The sequence below is a fragment of the Crossiella sp. S99.2 genome, assembly GCF_023094165.1.
In the GTDB taxonomy this organism is placed as follows: Bacteria; Actinomycetota; Actinomycetes; order Mycobacteriales; family Pseudonocardiaceae; genus Crossiella.
Genome location: NZ_JALMDK010000012.1, coordinates 276,673 through 288,501 on the forward strand (window position 1 = coordinate 276,673; position 11,829 = coordinate 288,501).

General features: G+C 71.4%; 7 protein-coding genes. 4 read left to right on the top strand and 3 right to left on the bottom strand.

Annotation, left to right across the window (positions count from 1 at the left end; all coding sequences use genetic code 11):
• The first annotated feature begins 11 nt into the window (after positions 1 to 11).
• Positions 12 to 1,412: a M20/M25/M40 family metallo-hydrolase gene (locus MZC64_RS36715; protein ID WP_247759933.1), complete on the top strand. Its 1,401-nt coding sequence runs from the start codon at positions 12 to 14 to the stop codon at positions 1,410 to 1,412.
• A 107-nt stretch (positions 1,413 to 1,519) separates the two neighbouring features.
• Entirely contained in the window at positions 1,520 to 4,006 is a 2,487-nt protein-coding gene (locus tag MZC64_RS36720; protein ID WP_308301109.1) for a protein kinase, read from the top strand.
• 322 nt (positions 4,007 to 4,328) lie between these two features.
• On the opposite strand, the gene MZC64_RS36725 is transcribed toward MZC64_RS36720, so the two are convergent.
• The 3 genes from MZC64_RS36725 to MZC64_RS36735 form a co-directional block, all read right to left on the bottom strand.
• A complete protein-coding gene (locus MZC64_RS36725) occupies positions 4,329 to 5,297 on the bottom strand; it encodes a phosphatase PAP2 family protein (RefSeq protein ID WP_247759931.1) in 969 nt (322 codons plus the stop codon).
• 74 nt (positions 5,298 to 5,371) lie between these two features.
• Positions 5,372 to 7,312, bottom strand: coding sequence for an AarF/ABC1/UbiB kinase family protein (locus tag MZC64_RS36730; RefSeq protein ID WP_247759925.1), 1,941 nt, complete (start codon positions 7,310 to 7,312; stop codon positions 5,372 to 5,374).
• 121 nt (positions 7,313 to 7,433) lie between these two features.
• On the bottom strand, positions 7,434 to 9,407 hold the full coding sequence (locus MZC64_RS36735; protein ID WP_247759923.1) for an FAD/NAD(P)-binding domain-containing protein: 1,974 nt from the start codon (positions 9,405 to 9,407) through the stop codon (positions 7,434 to 7,436).
• Positions 9,408 to 9,886: 479 nt separating this feature from the next.
• On the opposite strand from MZC64_RS36735, the gene MZC64_RS36740 reads away from it, so the two are divergent.
• Both MZC64_RS36740 and MZC64_RS36745 read left to right on the top strand, forming a co-directional pair.
• A complete protein-coding gene (locus tag MZC64_RS36740) occupies positions 9,887 to 10,996 on the top strand; it encodes an LLM class flavin-dependent oxidoreductase (RefSeq protein ID WP_247759921.1) in 1,110 nt (369 codons plus the stop codon).
• 1 nt (position 10,997) lies between these two features.
• Positions 10,998 to 11,543 carry a GNAT family N-acetyltransferase gene (locus MZC64_RS36745; protein WP_247759919.1) on the top strand — a complete coding sequence of 182 codons (546 nt, stop codon included), beginning with the start codon at positions 10,998 to 11,000 and terminating at the stop codon, positions 11,541 to 11,543.
• Positions 11,544 to 11,829: the final 286 nt, after the last annotated feature.

The following is an 11,829-nucleotide window of genomic DNA, read 5'->3' on the forward strand; positions in this document are numbered from 1 at the left end:
AGACAGTGGGCATGGCCCCTGAGTCGCCCAGCCGACGTACCTTCCTGACGGCCGCCCTCACCACCGCGGCCGCTCCGTTGATCTTCCCCGCGGGCGCCGCCCAGGCCGCCCCGGAGACCTCCGCCGCTGGTGGCGGCCCGGTTGACCGGGAACTGAAGGCCCTGCTTCGGGAGATCGACCCGAAGCGGATCGAGGCGACCGTGCGCGCCCTCGCCGCCTTCGGCACCCGGCACACCCTGTCCAGCCAGGACGACCCGAAGCGCGGCATCGGCGCGGCCAGGGACTGGCTCTTCGCCGAGCTGAACCGCTACGCCGCGGCCGCGGGCGGCAGGCTGACCGTGGAACTCCAGTCCTACATCCAGCCGCCCGACCCGCGCATCCCGGTGCCCACCAAGATCACCAACGTGCTCGGCACCCTGCGCGGCACCGGCAACAGCAAGCGCACCTACGTGGTCGCCGGCCACTACGACTCCCGGGCCTCGGATGTCATGGACGCGGTCAGCGACGCCCCCGGCGCTGACGACGACGCCTCGGGCGTGGCGGTGGTGCTGGAACTGGCCCGGATCATGTCCAAGCGGCCCATCGAGGCCACGGTGATTTTCGCCGCGGTGGCGGGGGAGGAGCAGGGCCTGCACGGCTCCCGGCACCTGGCCAAGCAGCTCAAGGCGGCGGGCGCGGACGTGCAGGGCATGTTCACCAACGACATCGTGGGCAGCAGCACGGCCGATGACGGCAGCAAGGACCCGCGCACGGTCCGGCTCTTCGCCGAGGGCGTGCCCACCTCGGAGACCCCCGAGCAGGCCACCATCCGCCGCTCGGTCGGCGGCGAGAACGACTCGGCCACCCGGCAGCTGGCCAGGTACGTGCGCCAGGTCGCGGGCGAGGACGTCACCGGCATGAACGTCCGGGTGATCCACCGCAGGGACCGGTACCTGCGCGGCGGCGACCACATCCCGTTCCTGGAACTGGGCTTCCCGGCAGCTCGCTTCACCGAGCCGAACGAGGACTTCGCGCACCAGCACCAGGACGTCCGGGTGCAGGACGGCAAGCAGTACGGCGACCTGCCCGAGTTCTGCGACTTCGACTACATCGCCCGCGTGGCCAAGGTGAACCTGGCCACCCTGTGGTCCCTGGCCCAGGCGCCCGGCACCCCCACCGGCGTCGGCATCCTCACCCAGGCCCTGACCAACGACACCGAGCTGGTCTGGCAACGCGGCCCGGAACCGGACCTGGCCGGGTACGAGATCCTCTGGCGGGAGACCACGGACACCTGGTGGACCCATGTGGTGCCGGTAGGCGATGTCACCCGGGCGACGGTCAAGCGGTCGAAGGACAACGTGTTCTTTGGAGTGCGTGCCGTTGATCGCTCCGGACGTCACAGTCCAGTGGCTTTTCCGTTGCCAGTGCGCTAAGTAGGCCCGAAAAACCCACTCGCGGAGCGTGCGGGCACGTACACCCGATGTAAGGACTAATAGGGTGGATGTCGTCAGCTTCCGGTGAAGTGGGGATGGAGGGGTTCGTGGACGCGGTCGTCCAGCTGGTCGGCTCGCTGTTGTCGACGCTGCACCGCCTGTTCGGCTTCGCGGTCTGCCCAGGTGACTGGGCCTGGACCGTCACCGCCGCCGGCGTGGTCTTCGGCCTGCTGCCGCCGCTGGGCGCGGTGTGCGTGGCTCTGCTGCGGCACGGCATCGGCAACCGGTACACCCCCGCGACCACCATCCCGATCGCTCTGTTCGGCCTGCTCGGCACCCTGGTGCTGCCCTGGATGGCGTTCACCGCGACCGACCGGATCATCACCGCCGCCGCCCGCGGCGTCCCCATCGGCGGCCTGTCCGCCGACCTGGGCAGCTTCGGCCGCGACTTCTGCCTGCTGGGCACCCAGGGCCAGTACCTGGCCAACGCCCCGGAGGCGTCGGACGCCCTGTTCAACCCGGGCGGCGCGACCAGCTGGCTGGGCGCCATCGGCTACATCATCCTGCTCGGCGTGCTGCCGGTGCTGATCCTGCTGGCCCTGATCTTCCAGAGCCTGCTCGCCTTCCGCCGCGGCCCCAAGTGGCCGGCCTGGCTGTTCTTCCGCCTGCCCTTCGTGCTGCTCGCGGTCCTGACGGTCCCGCTGAGCGCCAGCATCCTCGGCCACCTGTGGCTCGGCTTCCTGCCGACCTCGATCGCGGGCATCTTCGCCGTGATGCTGATCGGCTCCCCCCGGCGTTCGGTGATCAGCCGCTCCGAACGCGACCCCGAACCAGCCGAAAGGCGCCAGTTGGAACCCCGCAAGCCCCTGCCGCCTCCCAAACCGAAGCCCCTGGCGGAACCGGTACGCCCGGCGTCCAACCAACTGCCCAGAAAACCCAGCACCGCACCCCCCAACCCCACCCGCATCGACCCAGCCGTCCGCCTGGCCGAACCGGTCCCCGCCACCAAAGTGACCACCAACGCCGCCGCGGCTCCAGTCGCCACCCACCGCCCCTCAGCCCAGTCCCCCCAACCCCGCCCCGCCCCTCGCCCGCACCCCGCACCGGCCCCAGGCCGCCAGGGCCTGCCGCACTCCGCGGGCCAGCCCGCGCCCCCCACGGTCGTCACCGGCCAGAGCCCGCCCACAGTGGTCGCGGGCCAGGGCAACTCCACAGGGGTCGCAGGCCAGGAGCCGCCCACCGTGGTCAGGAGCCAGGAGCCCCCCACGGTCGTCCGGGGCCAGGAGCCCCGCACCGTGGTCACCGGCCAGGAGCGCACGGTCATCGCGGGCCACCAGGCCCCTGCCACGGCCGCGGGCCAGCAGCCCCCGCCGACCCTGGTCGCCGGTCAGCCGCCCGCGACAGCCGCAGGCCAGCACCCCAACGCCTCCGGCCAGCAAGGCCCCAACGCCTCCGGCCAGCCCAACCCTGCCGGCCAACTCAACGCCGCAGGCCAGCAGGCCCCGTCTAACGCCCCCGGCCGGCCCCCGCTCCGACCCCCCATGGTCGCCAGCGGCAAGCCCCCGACCCTCAAGGCCCCAGCCGCCGCCCTCGCCAACACCCCCGGCCCCCTGCCCGCCTTCCTGGGCGGCGCGGCCGGAGCTGCCGCCGCCGGCGCGGGCCGGATGCCCTCCGGCGCCACCCGCACCACCCCGGTGCTGCCCCGCGGCGGCGTCTGGCACCCCGCGGGCGGCCGGTTCCGCAGGCTGCGCAAACTCGGCGCCGGCGGCTTCGGCCAGGTCTGGCTCGCCATGGACACCAGCCTGGGCCGCACCGTCGCGGTGAAACTGGCGCACGCCCCCGACGCCGAGACCGAGCAACGCATGCTCCGCGAGGCCCGCGCCCTGGCCGCCGTCCGGCACCCGAACTGCGTCCGGGTCTACGACGTCGTCGAGGAACCCGACGGCCTGGCCATCGTCATGGAGTACATCGAGGGCGGCACCCTGGCCGACGCGGTGCACAACGACGGCGTCATCGACGACGTCTCCGCCGCCCGCCTGTGGGCCACCATGGCCGGCGCCCTGGCCGACGCGCATGACCAGGGCGTGCTGCACCGCGATGTCAAACCGGCGAACGTGGTCCTCGACGAGGGCGGCACCGCCCACCTCATCGACTTCGGCATCGCCCGTTCCAAGGGCGACAGCACCCTGACCGCCACCGGCATGATGATGGGCACCCCGGACTTCATCGCCCCCGAGGTCGCCGCGGGCGCATCAGCCTCCCCGGCCGCCGACGCCTGGCAACTCGCCGCCACGGTCAGCTACGCCCTGGCCGCCCACCCACCCCGAGGCGTCTTCGAAACCCCGGTCTCGGCCCTGATGGCCGCCGCCAAGGGCACGCCCTGCAGCCATCTCCCGCAGCAAAGCGCCCATCGCCACCTGCTCGCGGCGGCCCTGGACCCCGACCCTCGCCGCCGCCCCACCCTGGCCGTGGTGAAAACCGAGGTCTCGGCCTGGCTGATGCGTCACGGCGCGGTCATGGACGGCCCGGTCTCCACCACCGTCATGCCCCGCGCCACCGCAGCCAACACGCCCCCACCCAAGTACAAGCCGTAAGCCCACCCGGACAAACGAGGCTCCACACCTGACCACCAGGTGCGGAGCCCTCGCCCGGTCCACCGCCACGGCGCTGCCCGCCACCACCGCGGCGCTGCCCGCCACCACCACGCTGTCGGCCTCGGCTGTCGCCGCACGTTCTCGCGCAGCGCGGCACTGCGCCGACCGCCGGCCCGCCGAACCCGCTGATCCCGCACTCCACCGACCACCGGCCCGCCGAACCCGCTGATCCCGCACTCCACCGACCACCGGCCCGCTGATCCCGCACAGCAGCGTGCCGCGCCCCCAGCCGGGAACGCGGCACGCGACGCAATGCCTCAGCTCAGGGCACCAACTGCTGGCGGTAGTAGCGCAGCTCCTCCGGGCTGACCACCCGACGCTGCCCAGGCAACGGCCCCGGCAGCGGACCCGGCAACGGTGGCTCGACCACCGGCGGCGCGGGCGATTCCCCGCGCACCACCACGGGCGCGAGCAGCTCGACCGAGCGCAGCAGCGCCGTGACCGCCAGCACGATCAGCACACTCGCCGACTGCGCCGCCGCCATCGCGATCTCCGTCGCCGTCGCGTCCACGTCGTTGTACCGCACCAGGAACCAGCCGATCGCGACCACCGCCGCGACCCAGCCCAGCGCCAGCCCCAGCGGACCCGGCCGGTACGCCGCCCGCCGGGCCTTGCCCAGCGCCAGCAACAGGCCCACCACCAGGCAGCACACCGTGGCCGCGAGCAGACCGGCGCCGAGCGTGTCGCTCAGCCGATGCCAGCCCGCCTGCATGGTCGCCGTCGACACCGACGCCACCCACAGCGCGCCCGGCACCGCCGCCAGCACCCGAAGTCTGCTGGGCAGCACCACCAGCAAGGCCAGCACCAACGCCATGGCCAGGCTGACGTGACCGCTCGGGAAGCTGTTGTGCGAGGGCAACGGCCCGGTCTGCAACCGCGGCCGCTCCAGCAGCGACAGCTTCAGCACCTGGGAGGCGGCCACCGTGAGCCCCATGCCCACGACCGCGGCCAGCCCGGCCCACCAGCGCCGCCCGACCAGCGCCACCAGGATTACGCCGACCACCGCGCCGATCAGCAACGGACGGTCGTCCATCACCTCCAGCAGCCCGGAGTTCCGGTCGCGCAGCCACCCCGTCCCCCGCCCGCCCGCGGCCAGCACCTCGTTCTCCCAGCGTTGACCCTCACGGGTGCGCACGAACTGGAGGTAGGTGGCTATGAAGGCGAACAGGAACAGTGGCACCGACAGTGCGATCCGCCAGGCAGCGGCAGGGCTGGTCGAGGAGGGACGCATGCCTACACCGTCCATCCGCGATGTATCAGCCGTGCCCGTGGCACGTCATGGTTTTGTCACAGACCAATGTCCTCCTACGTCTCTCGCCGGAATACCAGGTACAGCACCCGCAACGCGATCACCGAGCTGATCACCAGCAGGTTGTAGCCGAACACGTGCAGCAGGCTGATCCCGTCGGCCACCATCGGACCGGCTGTGGTGCTCAGCAACAACACCGCCATCACGCCGGTGGTCGCGGTCAGCACGGTGAGCAGCACCTGGTTCAGGAACCCGCGCAGCACTCGCCGATCCCGCTCATCGGCGAACAACCGCACGTTCATCCCGAGCCGCCCGCGTTCCAGCGCGCCGGTGATCCGCTCCAGCCGCCGCGGCAGCCTGCGCAACACCGGCAGCAGCGCCAGCAACTCCTGGCTCGCCGCCTCCTTCACCGAGGACGGGCGCAGCGCCGCACCCACCTTGTCCGTGGCGAAGGAACGCGCCTCCGCCACGATGTTGAACCCGGGCGCCAACGCCGCCAGCGTGCCTTCCATCGTGGCCAGCGCGCGGAACACCGCGGCCACCTCCGGCGGCACCGTCAGGTCATAGGTGGCGATCAGCCGGAACAGATCGGTGAACATCTCCACGTCCGGCCGCATGCCCGGACCCAGGTGCCGGGCCATGAACTGCCCGACCGCGCGCTCCAGCGCGGGCTCGTCGATCTCATCCGGCCGGCTCACCACCTCCAGCAGCGCGTCGGTCATCGCCGCCGGATCGCCGCGGTCGATGGCCAGCAACAGGTTCTGCACCGCGCCCCGCAGCTGACCGTCGAGCCGCCCGACCGACCCGAAGTCCAGCAGTCCGAGCCGGCCGTCGGACAGCGCGAGGATGTTGCCCGGATGCGGATCGGCGTGGAAGACACCGTCCACCATCACCTGCTGCAGCAGGCACCGCAGCAACGCCCTGGCCAGCTCCTCCCGGTCGGTCCGCACCGGCAGCCGCCCGCTCAGCGGCACACCGTCGAGCCGTTCCATCACCAGCACCCGGGTGCTGCACAGCTGTTCGTGCAGCACCGGCAGCCGGATCCCGGGATCGCCGCCACGCACCGCGGCGGCAGCCTCCACCGCGGCCATGTTGCGCGCCTCGATCCGGAAGTCCAGCTCCTCCCGCAGCGCGTCGGCGAACCCCTTCGCCAGCTCCACCACACCCAGTGCCCGGCCCCAGCGGGTCCTGGCCTCCAGAGTGCGGGCGAGCCGGTCGACGATGTCCAGGTCGCGTTCGACCACCGGCCGGATGCCGGGCCGCTGCACCTTCACCACGACCTGCTCGCCGGAGCGGAGCGTGGCCCGGTGCACCTGCGCGATCGAGGCCGCGGCCAGCGGTTCCCGGTCGAACTCGGCGAAGACCTCCTCCGGCGCGGCGCCCAGTTCCGCCCGCAGCACCGTCTCGACCTCGGCCCACGGCGCCGCGGCGACCTGGTGCTGCAACCGGCTCAGCTCGGTGATGAACTCCGCCGGCAGGATGTCCCGCCGGGTGGAGAGCACCTGCCCGAACTTCACGAACGTGACCCCGCCGTCCTCCAGCGCCAGCCACAGCGATCTGGCCAGCTTGGACTGCCCCTGCGGCACCGATCTCCGGCTGCCGCGCAGGTAGGGGCTGAGCCCGTGCCGGAACGCGATCCGGCTGATCTGCGAGTACCGCCGCGCGCGCCCGAACCGGCGCCGCAGTCCACGCAGCCAGTCCACCGGACCCGGCACCGAGCCCGTCGGCACCAGCACCTCGGCCAGCACGAGCAGCACCATCGGCACCAGCACCGCCAGCCCGATCCAGACGGTGACCAGCGAGCCCTTGCTGTCCGCCTCGAACAGCACCCGCGCCAGCGGCGGGATCAGGGTCAGCCCGATGACCGCGGCGAGCACCGCCCGCACCAGACCCACCCGGAAGCCCAGCAGTCTTCGCAGCACGATCACGAAGGCCACCAGGACCACCAGATAGCTGGCCGGTGCGAGCACCAGATTCAGGAACCAGTTGTCGTCCATCGCCTCCGGACGCTACCGAGATTTCCGGGCGGGTCCGACCAACGTGATCATCACCCTGTCCCTCGGGTCAGCGACGAAATTGGCTGCGTAGCGTCACCTCAACGGAGTTGGGAAACGCTGATCAGCAACGATTGCGCCGCGCAAGATCACCAAAGACGTGTTCAGATTCTGCTGTGCGCGGAACCGGCACCAGCTCCAGCGGCCGCTGCGCACTCGCCAGGAACCGCAACAGCTCCCGGGCCACGTTGTCGTTGCGGCGGAAGGAAGGCGCGTTGGTCCGCGGCCGCGCGAACGCCGCCACCGACCGGCCGTTGGTGTGCGCGCCCAACGCGAACCGCCGTGGGTGCGCCCGCCCGTCCCGGTCCAGCACCCGGGCGTCATCCCCGCGGACCAGCAACAGCCCGGTGTTGTGCCCGAAGGCCCCCTCTGCCAGCACCTCCTCGGCGCCGTCGCCGTCCCGCACCAGCCTGCGCAGCAACTCGGCCGCGCTGTGCCGCGCGTTCGCCCTGGGCAGCCGCGCCTCGATCAGCCCGCTCGCGGTCAGCTCCTCGGTGACCCCGGCGCTGCCCGCCACGAACCGCCCGCGCTCGGCATCGGCCCGCACCCACATGTCCGGCCCGAGGAACCGCAGGACCCCGGCCCTGGACAACGCCAGCAACTGCTCCAAGCGGTCACCCGGCGGACCGCTGGCGTAGAAGCTGAAGAACCCGGCCCACCACCCGTCGAACTCCTCGACCTGCGAACGCGCCGACAACCGCCCGCTTTCCAGGAGTCGCGGCAACTGCCCGTACACCGACAGCAGGGCCAGGAATGCGCCGAGATCCGCGGAGAACGCCGGATCCGACCGCCGCGCCAGGTCCTGCTCGATGTAGTCGTGCAGGTAGCCGCCCAGGTCGGCGAACCGGTCGAAGCTCATCCCGCGCAGTGGCCGGTCCAGCGTCGCCAGGTCCAGCCGGTCCGCCGTCGCCGGCACCGCCCGCGCCACCAGGTCCCGCATCCGCTGCCCGAGGAACTCCAGCTCGGCGAAACGCTCGGCGAACTCCGCCCAGTCCATCGCTACCTTGTCCGGATGCCCGGTGAACAGCTCCCGGTAGTACCCCCAGCCGATCTCCTTGGCCATCGCGGGCCACACGTCCCGGCGGAACTCCAGACGACCCGGCTGGGCCAGCAGCCCGTCAATGGTGTTGGCGTCGAAGAACTTCGGCAGTTCGGGTGGTTCGCCCTGCAACCGATAGGTGGTCTTCGCGTGATAGGGAACTCCGCGCCGCGAGCCGACGTACAGCACCGGTTCCTGCCCCGAAGGCAGGTACCGCAGACCGTCCCCGACCGGCTCGAACCGCCCGCCCCTGCCCTCGGTCAGCAACACCATCAGGTCGATGAACGCCTGCCCGAACCCCCGCATGACAACCGGTTCACCAGCCGGAATGGCCGAGAGATCGGCGTCGGCGGAGTACTCGGGCGGCAGGTAGGCCAGCCCGTGCTCGACCGCGAAGGCGGCCAGCCGCCGGTGTTCCGGCTCGGGCTCGGCGTCCAGGTGGCCGAGCGCGAGCACCACCGCGTCCGCGGCCAGCGGCGCCACCCGGTCGGCCAGCCAGACCTGCTGGGTCTGGTCGCAGTTCCCGGTGACCGCGGTGGCCGTGGTCGCGTGCACCTGCACCGTCACCGAGTCCGGAAGTCGCCTGATCGTGTGACGGAAGAACCACTCCAGATACTTGCTCTGCACCTGGCGAGTCGGAAAGTCATTGCCGCGCAACGACATCAGCTCAGCATCAAGCTCGACGCCGGTGATCTCGCCGGCGCGCACCGCGGTCGCCCACTCGGCGAGTGAGGGTCCGGGGCGCACCGGCCCCTGACATCGCACTGACTCGTCGGTGAACATCGTGACGTCTTCGGCCATCGAGTTCATCCGCAGCAGTGGTGACTGCGCGTGCCGCCACACCCGTCCGGGGCCAGGCGGAAAGGGATCGACCAGGTGAATCTCCAGCGGTCCCGGGCACAACTCCGCGGCTGCGTCCAGGTTGGCGCTGATCCGCTCCAGCAGACCGGCCCCGTTCGGACCGGCGCCCACGATGACGACCACAGCTGGCCTCGGCATGCCGGATCTCCTTGCGAGAAGAGGGAACGCGAGGCCACGGCGGCGCGCGTCGGGAGAAGGTCAGGCAGGGTGGATCGCCGGATACGGCGGTGTCATCACGCGGGACGCGCCCCTCAACGCGTCCGGGCACTTCGATCGTGCGCAGCAGCTCGCGCGGTGTCAAGGAAACCCGGCCGGGGGTCCACCCTGTGGGCAGCTGTTGACGCGGCGAAGTCCTTGCGGTTCAGTGGATCCCGTGCTGGTGCGTCCGCCGCTCGTGACCCGCGACCACATCGACTTCGGTCGAGTGTGGTCCAGCTCGTGTCGTAGCTGACCGCCTTCTCCGGTCGGCACACGCTCGCGCGGTCCACCCCTCAGCCGGACCCGGCGCCGATCGGCTCCTCGCCCGTCATCACGCGTCTTCGCCAACACCGGTCGTGCCGGCCGGTCGACGCCGCGCGCCCGCGCCGCGAGCGCCCGCGCGCCAGAGAGGTCCGACCATGCCTGTGGAGTTCCTGGGAATCGGTGGCACCAATGACGGTTCGGAGACCGCGCCGCGATCCGGCGCCTCCTTCGACCCGGAGTACACGCTCAAGCTCGCCCGCGCGCACGAGGAACACGGCTGGGACCGGGTGCTGTTCGCTTATGGCTCGGGTTCACCCGATCCAGCGCAGGTGGCCGCCTTCGTCGCCACCAAACTCGACACGCTGCAGATCCTGCTGGCCCACCGGCCGAATGTCTCCTACCCGACGTATGCGGCCAAGACCTTCGCGACCCTCGATCAGGTGGCGCATGGTCGCCTGACCGTGCACTTCATCACCGGCGGCAACGATAGGGAACAGGGCCGCGAGGGCGACCGGCTGACCAAGGACGAGCGGTACAGCCGGACCAGGGAGTACATCCAGATCGTCAAGCGGATCTGGACCACCCGGGAGGCGTTCGACCACCACGGCGAGCACTACCGGTTCGACGACTTCGCCAGCGACGTCTTCCCGGTCCAGCTGCCCCGGCCGGACGTCTCCTTCGGCGGCTCCTCGCCGGCGGCCTACGCGGCGGGCGGCGCCGAGGCCGACATCTACTGCCTGTGGGGCGAGCCGCTCGCGCAGACCGCCGAGCAGATCCAGGCCGTGCACGCCGCGGCCAGGGCTGCGGGTCGCGCCGATCTGCCGCGTATCCAGGTCGCCTTCCGGCCGATCATCGCGCCGACCGAGGAACTCGCCTGGGAGAAGGCATACCGCACCCTCGATGTGATCAAGCAACGGCGCGAGGGCGGCAACGCGCTGCTGCGCCGACACCACACCGACGCACCGCAGAACGCGGGCTCGCAGCGACTGCTTGCCGTCGCGGCACAGGGGGAGCGGTTCGACCGGGCGCTGTGGACGCCCACCGCCGCGGCCACCTCCGGCGCAGGCAACTCCACCGCGCTGGTCGGCACCCCGGAGACGGTCGCCCAGGCGCTGCTCGACTACTACGACCTCGGCGTGACGATCCTGTCCGCCCGTGGCTACGACATGCTCAACGACACCATCGACTTCGGGCGCTACGTCATCCCGATCGTGCGTGAAGAGGTCGCCAAGCGGGACGCGGCCAAACTCGCGGTGCCGGCCTGACGTGCCGGATTTCCCACCCGGCGCCTTCCACTACGTCGCGGTCCGGGACCCGAGAGCGGAACTGCTGCTCAGCCAGCTCGACGCCGACTACCGGGCCAAGTACGGCGAGATCGACGAGATGACGCGGTTCCCGGACAGCGAGTTCAGCCCGCCGAGCGGCGCGTTCCTGCTGCTCATCGAGGGTGACCAGGCAGTGGCCGGCGGCGCGTTCCGCAGGTATGACAGCCGGACGGCGGAGTTGAAGCGGATCTGGACGCACATCGGGCACCGGCGCCGTGGCCTGGCCAGAGCGGTGGTGGCCGAGCTGGAGCGCGAGGCCGGGCGGCGCGGGTACCGGCGGATCTACCTGACCACCGGTCCCCGGCAGCCGGAGGCGCGGGCGCTGTACCTGCGCACCGGGTACCGGCCGCTGTTCGACCTGCGCGCGGACCCGCTCACCATCGGTCCGCTGCCCTTCGAGAAGGCGTTGCCCGCCGCCCAGACCCCGCCCACCTCGGCAGATGACCGGAATGTGGCCGGGGCCACTACAACCCGATCTCCGGGATGAGCCCGAGATCGACTTGGCGGCAACCCGCTGACCTGGCCTTTTCCCCGGCTGAACAGCCGATTTGACTTCGCATTCGCCCGAGCGTAACTTTCTCTCTGCCAGCGCGGAACGGCCCCAGAAAGACCGGGGAACGGAGCGCAGGCCAGGGCCGCGAACCAAGCTCCCGCCGTAAGGTGGTAGAGTGGGCGACCGCAGCAAGATCTAGCAACAAAAGCTTCCAGGACAATCAAGCCCCGGAACAACTGTCGGCCTCTGCGGCTGGTGGTTGTGCGGTGTGCGTGTGTTC